This window comes from Paenibacillus sp. J22P218, from assembly GCF_056269195.1.
The window spans coordinates 1,354,922-1,373,924 of sequence record NZ_JBWDNL010000001.1 but is presented as its reverse complement, the minus strand read 5'-3'; the positions used below and the strand labels follow the sequence as shown (position 1 = coordinate 1,373,924).

At 49.1% G+C, this 19,003-nt stretch carries 15 protein-coding genes, 2 tRNA genes and 1 riboswitch; of the genes, 5 read left to right on the top strand and 12 right to left on the bottom strand.

Features of this window, described 5'->3' with window-relative positions:
- Nucleotides 1–36: 36 nt before the first annotated feature.
- The 8 genes from AC0YN0_RS05545 to AC0YN0_RS05510 all read right to left on the bottom strand — a co-directional run bounded on the left by AC0YN0_RS05545 (nt 37) and on the right by AC0YN0_RS05510 (nt 9,730).
- Nucleotides 37–720, bottom strand: a complete 684-nt coding sequence (locus tag AC0YN0_RS05545; protein WP_475820368.1) for a response regulator transcription factor — start codon at nt 718–720, stop codon at nt 37–39.
- Nucleotides 707–2,116, bottom strand: coding sequence for an ATP-binding protein (locus AC0YN0_RS05540; protein WP_475820367.1), 1,410 nt, complete (start codon nt 2,114–2,116; stop codon nt 707–709). Before AC0YN0_RS05540 ends, AC0YN0_RS05545 begins: the two co-directional genes overlap by 14 nt.
- 26 nt (nt 2,117–2,142) lie before the next feature.
- On the bottom strand, nt 2,143–2,871 hold the full coding sequence (locus AC0YN0_RS05535; protein ID WP_475820366.1) for a DUF6081 family protein: 729 nt from the start codon (nt 2,869–2,871) through the stop codon (nt 2,143–2,145).
- A 33-nt stretch (nt 2,872–2,904) separates the two neighbouring features.
- Nucleotides 2,905–3,819, bottom strand: coding sequence for a UbiA family prenyltransferase (locus tag AC0YN0_RS05530; RefSeq protein ID WP_475820365.1), 915 nt, complete (start codon nt 3,817–3,819; stop codon nt 2,905–2,907).
- Between the two features lie 73 nt (nt 3,820–3,892).
- Entirely contained in the window at nt 3,893–4,936 is a 1,044-nt protein-coding gene (locus AC0YN0_RS05525) for a hypothetical protein (protein ID WP_475820364.1), read from the bottom strand.
- The gene (locus AC0YN0_RS05520) at nt 4,933–6,714 is read right to left on the bottom strand and encodes an HSP90 family protein (protein WP_475820363.1); all 1,782 of its coding nucleotides are present in this window, start codon (nt 6,712–6,714) and stop codon (nt 4,933–4,935) included. Before AC0YN0_RS05520 ends, AC0YN0_RS05525 begins: the two co-directional genes overlap by 4 nt.
- Before the next feature lie 197 nt (nt 6,715–6,911).
- Nucleotides 6,912–8,708, bottom strand: coding sequence for a methyl-accepting chemotaxis protein (locus AC0YN0_RS05515; RefSeq protein ID WP_475820362.1), 1,797 nt, complete (start codon nt 8,706–8,708; stop codon nt 6,912–6,914).
- Between the two features lie 94 nt (nt 8,709–8,802).
- Nucleotides 8,803–8,888: riboswitch (cyclic di-GMP riboswitch) on the bottom strand.
- Between the two features lie 71 nt (nt 8,889–8,959).
- A complete protein-coding gene (locus AC0YN0_RS05510) occupies nt 8,960–9,730 on the bottom strand; it encodes a DUF1836 domain-containing protein (RefSeq protein ID WP_475820361.1) in 771 nt (256 codons plus the stop codon).
- A gap of 289 nt (nt 9,731–10,019) precedes the next feature.
- Between AC0YN0_RS05510 and AC0YN0_RS05505 the strand changes: the two genes are divergently transcribed.
- Nucleotides 10,020–11,339, top strand: a complete 1,320-nt coding sequence (locus AC0YN0_RS05505) for a hemolysin family protein (protein WP_475820360.1) — start codon at nt 10,020–10,022, stop codon at nt 11,337–11,339.
- A 102-nt stretch (nt 11,340–11,441) separates the two neighbouring features.
- Here AC0YN0_RS05505 and AC0YN0_RS05500 read toward each other — a convergent pair whose 3' ends face one another.
- A complete protein-coding gene (locus tag AC0YN0_RS05500; RefSeq protein WP_475820359.1) occupies nt 11,442–11,990 on the bottom strand; it encodes a pyridoxamine 5'-phosphate oxidase family protein in 549 nt (182 codons plus the stop codon).
- Between the two features lie 115 nt (nt 11,991–12,105).
- On the opposite strand from AC0YN0_RS05500, the gene pdxR reads away from it, so the two are divergent.
- From pdxR to AC0YN0_RS05485, 3 genes are all read left to right on the top strand, one after another.
- A complete protein-coding gene (gene pdxR, locus AC0YN0_RS05495; protein WP_475820909.1) occupies nt 12,106–13,536 on the top strand; it encodes a MocR-like pyridoxine biosynthesis transcription factor PdxR in 1,431 nt (476 codons plus the stop codon).
- Nucleotides 13,537–13,628: 92 nt separating this feature from the next.
- Nucleotides 13,629–13,704: transfer RNA gene (locus AC0YN0_RS05490), tRNA-Thr, on the top strand.
- Between the two features lie 9 nt (nt 13,705–13,713).
- Nucleotides 13,714–13,790: transfer RNA gene (locus AC0YN0_RS05485), tRNA-Pro, on the top strand.
- Between the two features lie 106 nt (nt 13,791–13,896).
- Here AC0YN0_RS05485 and AC0YN0_RS05480 read toward each other — a convergent pair.
- Together AC0YN0_RS05480 and AC0YN0_RS05475 are read right to left on the bottom strand one after the other, a co-directional pair.
- The gene (locus tag AC0YN0_RS05480; protein WP_475820358.1) at nt 13,897–15,273 is read right to left on the bottom strand and encodes a M48 family metallopeptidase; all 1,377 of its coding nucleotides are present in this window, start codon (nt 15,271–15,273) and stop codon (nt 13,897–13,899) included.
- A 201-nt stretch (nt 15,274–15,474) separates the two neighbouring features.
- Entirely contained in the window at nt 15,475–17,121 is a 1,647-nt protein-coding gene (locus AC0YN0_RS05475; RefSeq protein WP_475820357.1) for a hypothetical protein, read from the bottom strand.
- 89 nt (nt 17,122–17,210) lie between these two features.
- Here AC0YN0_RS05475 and AC0YN0_RS05470 point away from each other — a divergent pair, with 89 nt between their 5' ends.
- The gene (locus tag AC0YN0_RS05470; RefSeq protein WP_337098573.1) at nt 17,211–17,420 is read left to right on the top strand and encodes a YrzA family protein; all 210 of its coding nucleotides are present in this window, start codon (nt 17,211–17,213) and stop codon (nt 17,418–17,420) included.
- Between the two features lie 18 nt (nt 17,421–17,438).
- On the opposite strand, the gene AC0YN0_RS05465 is transcribed toward AC0YN0_RS05470, so the two are convergent.
- Nucleotides 17,439–18,896 carry an amidase family protein gene (locus AC0YN0_RS05465; protein ID WP_475820356.1) on the bottom strand — a complete coding sequence of 486 codons (1,458 nt, stop codon included), beginning with the start codon at nt 18,894–18,896 and terminating at the stop codon, nt 17,439–17,441.
- Nucleotides 18,897–19,003: the final 107 nt, after the last annotated feature.

The following is a 19,003-nucleotide window of genomic DNA, read 5'->3' as shown; positions in this document are numbered from 1 at the left end:
TTTTGCAATATTAGGACAAAAAAAATAGTACCAAGTTTATTTGGTACCATCCTCCTTATTTAACAGCCCTAAATCCTTTACTTTCTTGGCCGCTTCCTTCGATCCGGGCAGGTGCAGCTTCTTTAATATATGGTTGACATGATTTTTTACTGTTCGCAGCGACACGACGAGCTTATCGGCGATCTGTGTCTGCGAATAACCTTGGTCGATCAAATTCAGGAGCTGTAGCTCCGAAGGAGTGATCAAATCTTCAACCTTTTTCACCTCGAACTCACGCTCGACAAGCTTCAGCCTTCGGAATTCCTCCCGCATCTGCTCGGCTGCCGCTGCGCTAATCGTCGACTGCTTCGCATAAGCTGCCCTAACAGCTGCCGGCAACGTCTCAAAGTCCGACTTGATCTGATAATCGATCGCGCCAGCTTGGAATGAACGAAAGATGAGCTCCTTCTCTTCCATGGACGTCAGCATGATGATGCGGGCTCCTGTTCGCCTGCTCGCCTCGTCGGCAAGCTCAATTCCTTCTGGCCGCCCTTCCATCATTATGTCCATCAAGATCACATCTGCGGCATCCATCGTCTGTGACTGAATCATTTGACGAGCTTGCTGCGGATCGGATTCGGTCCATACGACCTCGATATCCTGCTCTTTGTTCAAGAAAGCCGTCAAACCCCGAAGCCAATCCAGATCGTCTTCTATTATCCATACTTTAATCGACGGCATGAGCTTCCTCCCCCTTCTTCATGAGCGATTCTGTCTTCGCTGCCTGAATCGCTTTCTTAGGAAACGCCATAAGCACCGATGTGCCTTGCCCCGGTCTGCTCATCACATGAAGCGCTCCCTTATGCTTTCGCATCACTTGGAACGCATATGGCAAACCTAATCCGAAGTTCGAACCGCTGCCGGCTTTCGTTGTATAGAAAGGTTCAAACGCTTTGGCTATTTGGCTTTTGTCCATTCCCGCACCTGAATCACGGACTTCAATGACAAGCTCGCGCTTCTGCTCGCTTAATGTAATGCGCAGTTCGCCCTCGCCCTTCATTGCCTCCACCCCATTTACAACAAGGTTGCCAAGAGCTTCGCCGATCTGAGCCGAATCAATCATGCCGCTCCAACCTTCCGTAAGTGCAAGCTGGAAGCTCGCGCGGGGATAGAGCGCCTCAATGGGCTTCACCGTTCTGGCCACTACATCGGTAATCAGCTCCCGGTGAGGTTTTAACGTCAAGTCTTCCGTACGCCGATGCACTCTTCCTACCATATCCTGCATATGCTTCGACGCTGACAGCACCGTCTCGATATCGGCCAGCAGCTCTGCTTGATTTGTCTCGATTGCATACGCCTTCATTTTCTCGGAGAACAATCGCATCTTTGCAGCATCGTTCTTGATTGCATGGTTCAAGATCGCCGTGCCTGAAGTGACTGCACGATACGTCGTATCGAATCTTCGCCGGTCAATCAATACTCTCACTCCCATAAAGCCGTAAGTGAACAAACCTACGACAAATACGGTTGCGCCTAGTCCTACGAACCATGTATTATATACCCACATTCGAAGCATCCCCATACTTGGAAGCACGTAATTCATCACCATGCTGAACAAGACGGGCGGCAATACAGCCGAACATACGATCCAATGCTTTCTGGACAAAGCCGCATAAGGCTGACGCTTCAGCAATATGAGCACTGTTCCGAACAAGATATACGGAACGGCCCACCATACAACTAGCTTGAACGTAATCGGATACATTTCGTTGTAAAACGGCGTGAATAGGATACAGCACAAAATGGGGAGTGTAAGGAGCCCTTGCACCAGCTTATATAAAACGAGAGGCATACGAATGCGATGATAGGCAAGTGCGAATAATAGGAAAAAATACGGCAGACCGTAATAAGACGTCAAGGACGATACGGCCTGCACGTAATAGAGCATCTGCTGGCCGCTGACGCTCATTCCAGCCTCTGTCGCTGCCGGAATCCAGCTTAAATCAAGAACGGCCGCCAGCGCACCTGCGCCGCCGGTGAATGCAACGGCGCCTAATCGACGATTAATGTCCGAGCGGCGATCGGATAACCATAAGATGGCCGCTATGGCCCATAATGCGATTAGAACGAACAGCATGCGTTAGCTCCTTTGCGTATCTGATGCTATGAACCTATCTCGATCGTTACCGGCGACCATTCTCCGATAACCGTCTGGCCGTGTACGGAGACGCTGCCTTCAGGCGTGAGATCTTTCTCGGTCATAATCCCGAGCGCGACTACGAATTGATTGAACTTAACCGGAACGTTCTGCTCGCGGCGCACTTCTCTGCCGTTTACATAAAACACGACTTCATCCTTGGCTTGGCTGTATACGATCTTATACGTATTGAACTGTCCGGCATCGAAGTCGGTATCTTCTTTAAATACGCAGAAATACCGCGTTTGGTCGGTCTCAGGCACCTTCACACCCGGAAACGGCAATACGGCATATACGCTTGCATACTTGTCCGGGGATGCGAAGAAATCTAGCGCCCCGCCTGTTGTGAAATCGAGCAGGTTCAAGGATACGAAGCCGTCGTACAGATCGTCCTTAGCCGTATTTTGCGCGCGTGCTCGTATCTGAAGCTCGAAGCTGATTTCTCCGCCCTCCGGCACGATAACCGGTTCTGCCGAGTAATACATATGCTTGGCGTTGTCTAGAATTTGGATACGGTCATGGCTTCGGCTGAGCGGTGCCCGTACATAGAGCAGTCCATTGCGGACGATAACTACCGCGTCAGGCTCGCGATATTGCCAGAAGCTGCCGTCAGGCAATGGAAAACCGCCCATTTTCCAAACTTCGCCTTCGTTTAGAATCGTATGAAAGTCGCCTAATACCCATTGCTTGTCCATGATGTGTACCTCTTTCTTCGTTGTGTAATGATATTATTGGATGATGCCTTGAATGAATAACGAAACGATCATAATAACGCCGCATTGCATAGTTGCCTTCAAAGAGCCGCCCATTAATGGCAAATACGCCTTCGATTCATTGCGAGTTCCCAGCTTACCGTATACGAGATAAAGCGGAATAGCCGTTAGAATGCCCAGCAGAGCATAAACAGGAAGCGCTTCTTGAATGACGCATATTGCGAGTGCACAATAAGCCAAATACATAAGCACCTGCGAGAAAAGCAGCGCTTTGCGCTCGCCCCAAACGACAACTAGCGTCCGTTTGCCGGCTTCGCGGTCAGCCTGCCAATGCAGGAAGTGATGATTGAACAAGATGAGCGTCGTCAAGAAGCCGATCGGCAGCGACAGCAGCAACGCCCGCGTATCGAGCAGCAGCGTCTGTACATAGTACGAGCCTACTACCGGCAAAATGCCGAATGAAAAAAGAATAGCAAGCTCGCTGTAGCCTTTGCCGCGATAACCGAAGCGAATCGGCGGCGCTACATAGAAGTAAGCCAGCAGCGCGCCAAGAACGGCGAACACCATAACTTCCCAGCCGCTGTAAATACTTAGAACGATACCGCACACCGCTGCAATAAAGAACAGCAGCCAAGTGACGAAAGCGAACTTTTTGACGCTCCATGTACCGCCCGTCAAATAACCGGAGTTCGTCGAGATGGCATCCTTGTTAGCATGAGCAGCCTCATCGGTCCCATTGTAGTAATCCCATAGATCATTGATCATATTGGAGAACAGATGCGCGCATGCCGCGCCAATCAAGGTCAATAAGAAGAGCCATGCATCGAACACGCCGTCCCATACATAAGCAGCCAGCGATCCCATAACGATTGGTATGAGCATGACCGGAATTACGCGAATTCGTGAAGCTTTCAAAAATTGTTTCAACATATCGAATCATTACCCTCTCTGCTGTCGTTATTACAATTGAACCACTACCATTCGATTGTCGTCAACAGTCCGATCAATGAGTACGACGCTTCCAAACTTGATTTATCTTTTGCGCTAGCTGCACCTGACAATAATCATTGCCGTTGCGAGTATCGAAAGCCCTTGCCAGCCTTTCACTTTCGGCTTCTACCCATTCGCTTGTGAAAGAATTGTGAACAAGCAGTTTCCTTCTCCGCTTCTTCTCATTCCACAGCGTAAAGAACGCTCTAGCCCCGATCAAATATTGGAATCGATTCCAGTCTGTTTTGTTGCTCAACACATATTCGGCTGTGCTCTCCAACAGTTTAGCCGCTTTGTTCAAGTCCGTTGCAGAATAATAACCGATCAGTCTGCCGTATTCTTCTAAGTAGCCGGGACCATTCAGCATCCGCGCGCCTTTGCGTGCAAGCTTGGCCGCCTCTTCCTGCTGATCGGTCTCGAGCAACGGCATGAGGACATGGCTGTACGTATTTTGCGGGATCGAACGGCAGGACATCTTGCCGCTTAATATCGGCTTCAATGTCTGCAGTCCCCTCTTATAACGACCAGTTGTTAAGTGGAAATAGCCGAATAAATTTTGCTCGCAAGCCCGGCAATCGGACATTTGGTCATATGGCGCTTTTTTCCACTGCTCGTAATACGTTTGGGCAAGCTCGGCATGCCCGCCCGCTAGCGCATAAAGATGAACTTTCGAATAATAAGGCCGCAGGCTGTGTCCGTATTGTAGGCATTTTCGTTTAAAATCATCAAAGATGTCTTCGATCTGGGCAGCTCCAAATTGCGGAAACCGCCATATAATACCGACCAACCACTTGTAATGCCAAATGATCTGGTGATTATCGTATAGATCCGGCTGTTTCTCGAATTGCGATAAGCACCAGGCGAAGGAGACGATGAAGCGTTCCTCGAATCCTGACACTAATGCCGCCTCCGAATACGTCATTCTTGCGTGATAGGCTTCTTCCTTCGACATGTACAGATCGGCGATGCGAACAGCCTCTTCCAGCACCGTCACCTTCTGCTTGCCGTCCGGCAGGCTCCAAGCCTCATTGCGCAGCTCATCGTATCGTTGCTTCATCCCTGATTGCCACCTGCCTGACCAAGTCCGATCGAGAGAGAACGCATGAATGACTCGTTCATCAGCTGCATCTCCTCCGAGCTCATTGGATAATGCCCTAGCAGCAGCGACTGGGTATACAACGTCTCGATACTTAGCTTCTGCATCTCCGGGTTGCCGCATGTAATGGCCTGCTGCACGATCGGATTATTGTAATTAAAGCAAAGCCTTGCATAAGGCACATCGTGGATTTGATGAATGACAACATCTAGAACACTGTCGAACAGCTCATTCGACTCGGCTCTCGTCTGCTCCGCCATCCGCAAGAAGTTGAATTCTTCATTCGTATTATATAGAACGGCAAGCTCTTTGGGCTCGAACCGCTTCACCGCGCTGCGGCATTGGAATCGCTCTAGAAGCTTGTCCGCAAGCGCTAGGAAGGGCGAAGCTAAGCGAAGCTCAAGCGCCGTTAAATCTTGGAACAGATTAGAGAAGTTAATCGGATCAAGGACCCCTACCTGGATCTCCCCGTCATACTCCTCAAGCTTGCGTACGAGTTCAAAGTCATGCACGTAGCCGCCATTAATGACCATTACTTTCTGCGCTTTCGCCACGCGAACCACTTGGCGGAACTCGTCTAAAGTCGACGAGACTACGATATTGGAGCTGTGTTGCAAAATATCTCCCATGCGCATCATGCCGTAAGGCGTCTCGAACGAGAGATGGCGAATGAACAGCTGGTACAACTCGTTATCCTCAACAGCCAAAGCCTTCAACGAAACGTAATGAATCTTCACGATTTTCTCGAACAAATCGGGATCAGTCAGAGCAAGCATCATCAGATGGCGCTTCAGACATTGTCCCAGCTCATCCCGGACGGTATAGAACAGCTCGTTCTCAATAAATGACTCCCGCGATGCGGTAGGCTTCAGCCCCCCCACATTCACGATGCATGTGACGAAAAAAGCCCATTCGGGCAATATTTGACTCATCTGATCGGAGAGCAGCATCCGTTTCACATATACTTTATGCTTCTTCTCTGCTTGCAGACTTACAGCAAAGGGGAGAATGTAGGCCGTGCCTTCCGCTTCGCCAATCAGCGACTTGATCGGAATGGCCTCTAGAAACCGGTGGCCGAGCTGAGCCTCGCCATATTCCAGCGCATGCTGAGCGTCCAATTGCCAAGGCGGCAGCGCACCGTTAATCTTTCGTTCATAGCGGTCCTCGGACAAACTAATCGGCACCGGCAGAAACTCGCCGTAATGCGACATAAGCTGCTCTAATTTATACCATTCATAATATTCCTCGTAGTCTTCCTTGCACGTCAAATAAATCGTTGTCCCGATCGGCGCTTCGCGCTTCAGCTTGCGGATCGTATACGTGCCGTCTTGTCGGCCGCGCCATTCCAGCGCATCGCCCTCCAGCGCAGAACGAGTAATAAGCACGATCTCAGCGCTTACGACGAAGCAGGATAGCATGCCGACTCCGAACTGGCCGATATAGTCGTCATCCCCATCCAACTCCTCGCGTTTAGACGTGCTTCCGATCTGCGAGAGGAAGCGGTGAATTTCGGGCTCCGTCAGGCCGATGCCGTTGTCATGAATCGCAATTGTTTTCGATGCGTATAGCTCGAATAATATTTTCGGCTCAAATTGATGCCCAAGCTTCCTGCGGGCTGTGATAGCGTCGACGCCATTTTGTAGCAGCTCTCTTACGAACACGCCCGGATTCGAATATAGATGCTTGGAGAGCAGTTCAATCATGCCCTGTAAATTTACTTGAAAGTTCATTTCGCTCATCGTATCACCTGTCTCCAATATGTAAGTTAAACTTAGCTCAAAGGCAATGCCGTCTGTATACGTTCATCATTCGCTGTTCTTGAACGTTATCCTTCTTTATCGACATATTGATCGATGTCCGACACTCTTTGCCGCTTATAAATAAAAAGAGTGCAGAGCGGCTATCGCTCTGCACTCCCTGACCTGACTGCCCTGTCCTATATTTTGAATACCGAAGCGCGTTCCTTGAGCGCCTCCGATGATTCCGTCAACCGCTTCGACAACTCGCCCAGCTCGTCGGAAATGCCGTTCTGCATGTCGGACAGACCGCTTATTCCTTCCATCTGGCCGTTCACTTCCGTCGATTTCTCCAGCAGCTTATCGACGGCCGTAACGATATGCGTCATGCCTTGCGTAATCTCATTGATCGCAGTCGATATTTCACTCACTTGATCAGATAATACTCCGCTCTGCGCTTCAATTGCCTGGAACGTTTCGCTGGCCGTTTCCGACGTCTCTCGAGTAGACTTGATGACATCCGAGAATTGGCTTATCGTTCGGCCGCTGGCTGCGACATCCGCTTGAATAAGCGCCAGCTCCTTCGTAATCTGCTTCGAGATCGCGTCGGTCTGCCCCGACATCTTGCGAATTTCTTCTGCAACGACCGCGAAGCCGCGGCCGTGCTCGCCTGCGCGTGCCGATTCGATCGATGCGTTAAGCGATAATAGATTCGTCTGCGTATTAATATCTTGAATGCCTGCAAGGAACTTCGCAACATTGCCGTAGCGTTCATTCATCGATTCGAATGCGGCCGTCAGTTTATCGAACTGCTGTGCCGTCTCATTCACTTTCAGCACAACGCCCGCCATCTGCTCAGAGCCGTTAAGCGATGCTTGCTTCATCTTCTGCATATCGCCATTTATGTACTCACTGGACGCGGCGATCTCTTCCGAGCTTGCCGAGATTTGCTCGGTTACCGCCGAAATCGAAGATGCGTCGTCATACTGGGCTTGCAATGACGTCTTGCCATATTCGATCTGGCCTTTGACCTGCTCGGAAGCATCACGGTTGCTGCCGATCTTCTCCGTCATCTGGTTCGATACGCCTAGCACCGTACCGCTCACATCAATCGTCGCTTTGATCGTCTCGCGCAGGTTGCTGCCCATGTCGGCGAGCGATGCGTCGATATCTCCGAATTCATCGGCGCGCTGCAGCTTCGACTGCTCCGTGAATTGATTGTTCCGGTACGCTTCGATCCGTTTCATAATGCCGGACAAGCCGGTCTTAATCGAACGTGTAATGCCAAATATCATAAAGGCAGGCAATACCGCCAATAGGATGACATTCACGAGAATGATTACATTCGCGCTATCGACGCTTTTGTTAAGCGACTTCTGCGTAGCCTGCGTATCCTCAGACAATTTTTTCTCCATCGCTTCTTTCGAAAAATCAATAATGATCGTATAAACGCTGATCAGATCCGACACGCGCAGCGACTTTTCTTCGGCCGTTAACGCATTGACATCGATAGAAGTCGTGCTCAAATTCGTATAGGCAAGATCCAGCACCTTGATCTGATTCACATATTTTTGAGCATTCTCTTCGGCTGGATATTTAATATCCATAGCTTCAAATTGTTTACTTAATTGCTCTAAGCTAGTCGGGATTGTCGCTAACTCCGTCTTAATCGCAATTGCGTTCTCTTCCTCGGTACCGTTCTCGATCGCATCGATCATTTTCAGCATCGTCTTCAGCAGCTTGCCCGACACCGCTTGGTAATTACGCTCAGCTTCGGACAGCTTCTCGGACTCATCTACCGCGTTTGCTACCGACAAGTTCTGGGTATAGATGAATGCCCCAGCACCTAAGTTAAATAGGGTAATAATGGCGGAGATAATAAACAACTTCGTCGTAATCTTCTTCCCGTTCAACTTTTTCAAGCTTACTTGCCTTACTGTTTGCAGTGCTTTCCCAAGCCATGCTTTTCCTGTTGTTGCCCACGATGCTGCCTTCATGCTGATTCTCCCGCTCCCTCTGTCTACTCGAAAAATAGCAAAAAAGCTATCCAGGCCCCAGTCGGCGGATAGCTAAATAAAGCTAATCTAACCAGCTGGCGGTCTGGCAGCCATAGCGTCTTGCCCCTTAGGCCCATAACTTTGCGTCCTTGCCTTTCGACAAGTTTGCCTTTTTCAGTTTGTCTGTTTTTTACATCAGCTTACATTATAGGACAGATTTCCTCTCATGTACATCCCTTTTTCCTATTTTTTCATGGCGAATTCAGGAACAGGGTCGCATTGCAATACCTTCTTGCGAGAGTATGAAAATAGGACGTTTGAATCGATATGACGGCTACCAGCAAAATATTGCGTATCGCTTCCCGCTGCTTGTCCGTCAATCCCGACAGCCTGTCCGCAAACCGATTGGCCGCTCCTCGAATGACCTCCTCTGTAAGCAGGTCCTGATGCGGCTGCCCCTTCAGATGGCCGGTAATATCGAGCAGTTGGTCGTTATTCGCGTCGAGCTCCTCGAACATCTTCGTATAAGTGGCGTACAGTTCGATCGGACCGACAAGATCTTCGGACTCGTCTTCCGGCTTACCGAGCACGATCTCGAACAGCTTACGAATCGACTCGAAGTCGAGATTCGACTTCAGATCATCGATAATGAACAACAGCGCAGCTTGATTAAGGGAATATTTCTTTCCAGCCTTCGGACAGTCAAAATACGACTTAAAGTCTCTTTTGACCCAATTTTGCATAGAAGTAATGGAAAGGTTCGAATATTCAATGAGCTGGCCAAGCGCCGATATTTCCTGCAGCGAGAAGCCTTTCACCTCACTGCCCTTAATTAACTTCTCTATTATAGGCGGCAGAAGCGTGGCGAGAAAGGCAGGCAATGTCGTCCCCTTCTCCAGATCGTACCGATGCGACTTCGCCCAAGCGCTCTGCAGCACTTGAATCGGCTTCTGACTGCTGCTGCCGCGTAAGGATAGTAACAGCTCCGCCATCTCTTTTCGAGTAAGCGTAAAGGACTCCATATTCCTTCCTCCTCGCATTCACGACTTCGTCAAATTTGCTTACAAGTTCTTATGAACTTATCATATGCTCGCATTAGAGGGTTGTAAAGGGACGATATTCAATGAAAACAAGCTATCGTGCTTTCCAAAATACCGTTTATCGTGCAAAAACGGCGCTTAACGTTTCATACGACGGTTGTCATATGTTGTAATCATTCGGTATAGTTTAATTACCACACTCCTAACGTTAGGAGATGTACAGATTGGTTAACTAAAAAATTCAAAAAACAAAGGGTAGTGAGAAACGAAAATGGGTATAGGATTCAATTTATTCATGGTTGCTCTTCTTATTTTATTAACTGCTTTTTTCGTGGCAACGGAGTTCGCGATTATCCGGCTTCGCTCCAGTAGAATCGATCAGTTAGTGCTTGAGGGCCGGAAGAACGCGCTTGCCGTTCAACGGGTTACGAGCAATCTGGATGCCTACTTGTCAGCCTGCCAACTAGGTATAACAATTACTGCGCTCGGGCTGGGCTGGTTGGGAGAACCGACCGTTGAAAAAATGCTTTTACCCTTATTTGAACGATTTGAGCTCAATAGTGATATTAGCCATATCTTATCCTTTATTATCGCTTTCGTTTCAGTAACGTTTCTACACGTCGTTGTCGGTGAACTTGCACCGAAAACCTGGGCCATCCAGAAAGCCGAGTTTATCAGCTTCCTAACGGCTAAGCCAATCATTTTCTTCCATACCATTATGTACCCGTTCATCTGGTTGCTTAACGGCTCAGCGAACGGAATCGTACGATTGTTCGGCCTTAAGCCGGCCAAGGAGCACGAAGAAGCTCATTCCGAGGAAGAAATTCAGATTATTCTTAATGAGAGTTATCAGAGCGGGAAGATCAACAATACCGAATACGGTTATGTGAGCCGAATCTTCGCATTCGACGAGCTGCTAGCCAAGGAAATTATGGTTCCCCGCACAGATATGATCTGTTTATATACGAACAAATCGTTGCAAGAAAATATGGAAATCATTCGCAAAGAACAATATACCCGCTTCCCGGTCGCTCTGGAGAGCAAAGATAATATTGTAGGCATGATCAATACGAAGCAGCTTTTCCTAGAATATGAATCGAACAGCAACTTTGAATTCAAGAAGCTTGTTCATCCGGTACTTAGCGTATCTGAGGTAACGCCAGTTAAGTCGCTGCTGAAGAGAATGCAACAGGAACGCGTCCATATCGCTATCTTGGTTGATGAATACGGCGGAACGTCGGGACTCATTACAATTGAAGATATATTAGAAGAGATCGTTGGCGAGATTCGCGATGAATTCGATGCCGATGAACGCAAGGACGTAGAGCAGCTGGCAGATAATTGCTACTTGCTGGACGGAAAAGTATCGCTTGATGAACTAGCGGACCTTACGGGAACGATCTTCGAGGACGAGGATGTCGATACGGTGGGCGGCTGGCTATACAGTCAAGTGCAAGATCCGAAGCCGGGCAAGGAGCATCATTACGAGAACCTGATGTTCATTATCCGCGAGACGAGCAAAAACCGCATTCGTAAAGTAGAGATGCTTATTCAACAGAACGAGCCCGTTGTCGAGGGCGAATTGGCCTAATTTTATCCTAATCAGCAAGAGGATGCATTCTCCGTGAATCCAATGGATTCGCAGAGCAGCATCCTCTTTTTTTTGCCAGATTGAACTTGCCATTGCTTCCGGCTAACTCTTAGCCTGGTCGACTGTTAGTCCCGGCTTGTACATCCTACCCTCGGCGGTCGCATTTTCCTTAGCGGTCAGCGTCTCACAGCTTACTTTGTACACATGGGTTGCGCTGCCTTTGGAGGAGCGATAGCGCTCCAGATGCGTTCTCGCCAGCGGATCCTTATAGAAGCCTGGCACATACTTGTCAAGGAGCGCCTGCATCGCCGCGTGCGCCTCTTCCCGCTCCGTTACATGCTCCGCTTTACCGAAGATCATAACGCTCATATACGCGGTATCGGTATGCGCAGGTACTGGATGCGTAATCGTCCCGTAATTTTCGCTAACCGTAAAGCATGCTTCGTTATTGTCCGCAATGATCGTCACCTTCCTCCCCTCCTCGGCTCCGTGAAAATAAATCGCTCCATTCCACCAAACGAAATTAAGAGGTACTACATACGGCAGCTTGCCGTCCGATAGACCAAGAAATCCGGTCTGTGCTTGATTCAGAAAAAAATCGATCTTTGATTGATCGCTGCATGCTCTTACATCGAGACGTACGGTAAACATGTGCTTCACCTTCCCAAGTGGAATAGATATGTGTTACTGTCATGTTATACAATCATTGTCACTGCGAAAAGTGACAAAAACTATAATTTCAAAGGGGGCAGTGAAAGTCGTGACAATGATCGCCATCTCTCCCATACTCGATAAACGAAGCAGCCAGCCGGTTTACATGCAGCTGTACAAATATATTAGATCCCAGATTGAAGCGGGGTCGCTTGCCGAAGGGGTCCAATTGCCGGCTATCCGGCAGCTTGCGCTTCATCTTGGCCTCAGCAAAAATACGATAGAATCGGCTTACCAGCAGCTTCTGTCGGAAGGCTATGTGGACAGCAAGGAACGAGGCGGTTACCGCGTATTACCGCTGGAGGAGCTCGTATGGCCTTTAAAGACCGATAAGACGGAGATGGATTCGGAGCTTGAGAACACGGCTGACGAGCCTATTTTGCCGCGCAAAGTCGATTATGACTTCCAGTATGGGGATATGGAGATCGAACGGTTTCCTCACGAAGTATGGAAAAGCTGTCTCGTCGAAGCCGTCTCGAGCAGGTCAAGCGAGGTGCTTGGCTACGGACACTATCAAGGGGATGTTGAGTTGCGTGCAGAGATTGCCCGCTACGCTTTCGAATCACGCGGAGTCCATTGTCATCCCAACCAAATTATCGTATGCGCGGGAACACAACATGCTGTGAGCATGCTGTGTCAGTTGCTGTCGCTGCGAGAGCAACGCATTGGCATGGAAGAACCCGGCTATGCGGGTGTTAAGAACGTGTTGCGCAATCACGGCTGTTCCTTAACGCCTATTCCTTTGGAGCATGACGGCATTCAGATTGAACGTCTTTATACGGCTGGCGTGCAGGTCGCTTACGTGACTCCCTCCCATCAATTCCCTGTCGGCATGGTGCTTCCTATTCATAAGCGAACAAGGCTGCTGCAATGGGCGATTGATTGTGACGGGCTTATATTGGAAGACGATTACGACAGCGAGTTCCGCTATTACGGTCAACCTGTTCCTGCGCTCAAAGCGCTTGATACGGCCGACAAGGTCATTTATATGGGAACGTTCTCCAAGTCCTTCCTGCCTGCTGCACGCTTAAGCTATCTTGTCCTTCCCCCAACCTTGATGGCAGCCGTTCAAGGCAAGCTTGCAAGTTACAGTCAGCCCGTCTCCCCTATTATTCAGAAGGCGGTTACGCTATTCATGAGTCGGGGACATTTCGCCAGGCATATCCGTAAGATGAGGCGCATCTATCAAGGGAAACATAAAGCAGTTACGGCCGCTATTCAGCGCTGGATGGGAGAACACGTCGAAGTGATCGGCGACCGTTCCGGTCTTCATCTATTGCTACATGTGAAGGGCCGTCAAAGCGAGGACTTGCTTCGGCTTGGAGAACTGGCGGGCTGCCGTGTCTATTCCCCTTCCCGCCATTGGAATCATGCTGCTGATTGTCCGGGGGGTTATATTATGATTGGATTTGGAGGCATGGAGGAGGCCCAGCTTACAGAGGGTATTCGGCTCTTAAGCGAGGCATGGTTCGGCGGCAAAAGCTAGCTTGAGAATTAGATCAAAATTTTTTTAAAAAAAAGCTTGCATAAAGGACGAGTTGTGTGTAATAATACATCTTGTGTCAAAGAGAAAAACGCGCCGTTGTAGCTCAATTGGTAGAGCAACTGACTTGTAATCAGTAGGTTGGGGGTTCAAGTCCTCTCGACGGCACCATCTCTTTCACGGGACGTAGCTCAGCTTGGTAGAGCACCTGGTTTGGGACCAGGGGGTCGCATGTTCAAATCGTGTCGTCCCGACCATAGTGAACCTATGAAGGTACAGCAATCATACATAGCTTTAACAAAGAAAGAGAAGCTTGAGCAATCAAGCTTCTCTTTCTTTGTTATGATGAAGCGGGAGAAACAGCTAAGCTGCCTCTCCTATTCCCGGCTTCAACTTCTCGGCCAGCTCCTCGTAACCTGATTCTAACGCATAGTCAGAAGCATTCCAGCCCGAATCGTCTATCGTAGACGGTTCAGCACCATATTCGAGCAGCAGCATAACCGCACTCTCATCACCGTGTGATGCGGCAGTCATCAGAGGCGTCCATCCATAGCTGTCCTGCAGATTCGGGTCTGCCTGATGGTCAAGCAGCAACCTAGCCATTTCAACATAGCCGCCTGTTATGGCTACCGTCAATGCTGTATTCTCATATTCTTCCTCGATCATATCAATCGATGCCCCTGACTCAAGCAGCGCTTTTGCCATTTCTAAGTTATTCTGATCAGCGGCACTCATAAGCACGGTCCATCCACCATAATCGGTAGTATTAGGATCAGCGCCTGCCTGCAGCAGCTCCGTAACGCGAAGAGTTTCCCCGTTCAATGCGGCATCCAGCAGTTCCTCGTTTTGCGTACTGTCCTCAAACGCGCCAGTCGCCACTTTGAAAAGCGAAGCGGATAAAACAATTCCGGTAATAAACATAACTAAGATCGCAACACAGACGGAGCCAATTATAATGTACGTCATCCTCGACGACCGGTAGCGCGGAGCCAGATGCGGATCGACATACCTCTGAATCGCATCGATTCGCTTAGGAAGCGGAGGATGAGTTGACAGCTTCTCCGCGAGCCATACGAAAAGTCCGCGCTCACTGCTGCTCTGAAGCAAATAATCTTCACGGTCCACCTGTTTGTATAAGCTCTTGCCCACTGCAAGTACGGTTAGTCCGTTCATTGCCGCTTCAGCGTCCTCTGTGAAATGAGCAGCCATTCGGTCGCATGTGTACTCACATGCTCGCGAGTAGGCGTCGCCAAGGAACGGCAGCCACATGGCTGGAATGATGAACAGGTGTTTCGTTAGATGCCTCCGCTGCAAGTGCGCAAGCTCGTGACTGATGACGAACGTCAGCTCCTTGCTCCCGCCTCTGTTCATCAGTTCGAATAAATCCGAATAAAGCACGACCATATTTCGGCCAAAGAACCGGGTTGCGAAGGCGTTCAATACCCCGCTTGATTCCATGATATAGACATCCGGCAACGATGGAAGCCCCATCCGCAAGCTCTGTTGATAGACGATTTCGTATATCTCAGGAAATTGCTTTTGCGTAATTCGCACGCCATTTATTCGAATGCTCGCATTCAGTATCGCTTGAGCAATGAGCGGCACGACGACAATAAACAATAAAATATAAATGCCTATAATCGAAATCAACAATACGAGCGAAGCTATAATACTAAATACGAGCGCTATTACATAGTACGTTTTTTCTTTCTTGTGCACCAACGACGGATCTACATACATCCCTTTAAGCAACCCCTTCTATAAACAATACCAACAGTATACATGAACTGGTAGATTTGGGGTATAGCCAATAACAAGAAAGAGAGCTTGCTTCTTGCGAAGCTAGCTCTCTTCCTATCATTAAACGCATCCAATATATCCACATCTAACGCTATCACCATTCGTTAGCCGCTAATAGCTCACACCTATAGTATTTCATAATCATTTTGTAATCTGACTAGTGAGCACCTCGGAAGTAATCCATTTACGGAATACGAGCAGCAGAATGATCGGCGGCAAACTCATAATCGCGCAATATTGCCAAACGCTTGGATCAGAAAAGTTCGCTGGATCGCTCATGAGCAACCGAAATCCCTTAGCAACTGGTGAGAATCCATCTTCTCGAGCATTGTAAATAATGGAAGGTAAATAAGCATTCCACAATGAAATGAATTGCAGTACGCCAAGCGCCAACAGCGGCTTCCATATCTTCGGAATATACAGCGTGAAGAACGTATGCAGCTCGCCGCGTCCGCCTGCCTCCGCCTGTTCCTTCAGGTCGCTGTAACGGCTATTGAAAATCGACTTCAGCACGAAGACAGAAGCGAGCGCAAAAAATCCGATGAACATTTGAGGAAATATCGTATTCACCATGCTAAGTTCCAAGTAAAACATATATTCACTAATCAGATTCGAGCCGAAGAGCAGCACGAAGAGCAGAAACAGTTTATAGATGCTGCGGCCAGGTAGTCTTTTTACGGTCAGTGGATACGCAAGCGTTACGGTAATGAGCATAAAGACGACAGCAGCAACCAAATAAATAATCGTAAACCCGACTATATTCCACACCGATATATGATCCCATAAACTGACGCCCGAGGCGCTGTTTCTCGTGAAAGGATCCACCAGCAGGAAATACAAGAATAGCAGCACTGCCGCTGCATATATCGCGGAGATAGCCGTCCCCCACCACGAAATCTTCTTATTAGCGTCTTGCTTTGCATTCCGATGTTGGATCCCGCTAAACAAATCGCGCAGAAATTTGCCTCTCACTAGCAGGTAGGCCAGCAGCACAAGAACGAATTGGATAACCGATACAATTGCTCCCGCAGCCGAAGATAAGCTGTATTTAGCCATCATCAGCCCGTTCGTCATGATGTAATTGTCGATCGTGTTGCCGGTTTCCATCGACAAAGGATAGACTAAATTCGCCGTCAGCTCAAGCTGGCCGGATAGAAGGAACGATAGGCAGAGAATCGAATATGCAGCTATCGCTCTTGCTGCAGCAGCAAGATTCGATCTGACGCGCTCTCCTGCCGCTTGTGCCGCGCGATTGGATAAGATGGCAGCAAGAGCGATTAGTACCGGAATGCCTAAGCTTCGGAACACCTCAATCGTTATGATGATCGGCTTCGTCCAAAGCGGGTTTGCAAGAAGCAGCTGATCGGTCAGATTGAGAGGCGAATGATCCGGCGACAATAAAAGCATGGCGATTCCGGCAATAAAGATCGACGGCACCGCGTAAGGAATGAGGAAAATCGTATGAAACACGGCTCTAACCGCCCTTGAAGCTATGGCCCCCAGCGCAAGAGCCAGCAACAAAGCAATAAGAGCGCTTACGAATACGAAACCAAACTGAATGACAACGGTGTTGCGAAGCGTTTGCCAGAAAAAATCTTCCTCGAACAGCGCCTTGAAATTGCCGAAGCCGACCCAAGGACTGCTCCATAAGCCGCGAAACGGCTTATAGTCCACGAACGATAAAATGATATTTTGGAACAGCGGAATTAGCTTGAAGATAACAATAAGCAGTAATGCCGGCAATACGATAAGGTAATGAAACTTGTACTTCCAAATGCGATCCATCAATTCGGGTGCACCCTCGCTCTCTTCCTTATGAATAGGTATAATGAGTATTAACGATGATTAATAGATACTTAAGATTGGGGACTACGAAAATGGATTTCCGCTTGGATTTATTGGATACGAAAATCGAGTTTTTTGAAGCGACGGATTTGAAGTCGCTGGAGCGTATGGTTAATAGTCAGATCGATATGAACAAGGCGCTTATGCTTGATGTCCATTCCATCAGCCATCAGGTTACGTTCCATCCTAAGATGGAAAAAATGGTATACAGCGCCGTCGTACACTTTAAAGTTAAGCGTTAGCCTGCGTTGCAGCAGACCTTAGACGTAACTCTTAAGCGACGGCGGCTTGCGGACGAGCGAGCTTTGCTCGTAATCATAGGCCAGCTTAATAAGCGTCGGCTCGCTGTATGCCGCTCCGGCGAACGTCACGCCGAACGGTACGCCTTCGGATGTGTAGCCTGCAGGTACGATGATACTCGGATATCCGGCGCGTGACGTAATTCTAGCGCCGAAGTCGGCCGGGAAGAGCAAGGCGTCGAGCTGATGTTCAGCAAGCGTCGCATCGATGCCCTCGTCCTTGCAGAGCCGCAGATCGGCGGCGCGATCCCGCAAGTACGGCGTTTCGGTCAACATCCCCGTTGTCGTCGTCTCTGCCGCAAGCAGCGTCGTCTGACCGTAACGCAGCGCTTCAATGGGATGCTCATTATTGAAGGCGATAATATCCTTGAGCGACCTCAGCTTCGCACCTGCCGGCAGCTTGCTTAAGTAAGCATTAAGCGCCGACTTGAATTCATTAAGCACAACCGAGGAATAAACGATTTGACGAGCTGTCTTAATATTGGCGGCATCAACGATAATTGCCCCCTGCCCCCTCATCGCTTCGACGGCAGCATCGAATGTCGCAAGCTGCTCCTCCGTCAGCTCCTCGAAATAATAATCTCTTGGTATACCGATTCTAGCACCTTTCAAACCGCCTCGCGCCAAATAATGCGTGTAATCGCCATGCCCCTTCCACTGCATCGCCCCTGTCGCCGCATCCGATTCATCATAGCCAGTTATGGCGCTCAAGACGATAGCCGCATCCGTCACCGTCCGAGCGATTGGTCCAACCGTATCTTGGCTCGTCGATAACGGGAGAACGCCGGAACGGCTAACGAGCCCCACAGTAGGCTTGATCCCGACCGTCGAGCTCAGATTCGCCGGATTAAGTATCGAGCCAGACGTCTCCGTTCCAATAGAGACCATACAGAAGTTGCACGCAACGGCAACGCCGGAGCCTGCGCTCGAGCCGCCAGTCGGCTTGGAGATGTTATACGGATTGAGCGTCTGGCCACCGCGCGAGCTGTATCCCGAAGGCATGCCGTCTGTCATAAAGTTCGCGAACTCCGTCATATTAGCTTTGCCGAGTATAATGGCGCCCGCTTCCCGCAATTTCTTCACAACCGTTGCGTCTTCTCCCGCATAGGAGCCCGCCAGCGCCAGCGAACCTGCGCTTGTGCTCATCTGATCCTTTGTATTGATGTTGTCCTTAAGTAGAATAGGAATACCGTGCAACGGCCCTCGAACTCCTCGGGAAGCTCGCTCGGCATCAAGCGCCGAAGCAATAAGTAACGCCTCCGGATTAACACACAGAACCGAATTGATCGTTAGCCCATTTTTGTCATGAGCTGCTATTCGGTCTAGATAGATAAGCGTAAGTTGTCTAGAGGTAATCTCTCCTGATGTCAGTGCAGCCTGCATAGACGTAATCGTCGCTTCGATAACCTCAAAGCTCATAGGATCGCTCATCTCCATTAGTACCAAGGTATATTTTGGAATTAATATACCATATCATCCTGCCCGCTACTACTTGAATCTATGAATCTAACTAAAACAACCGCTCA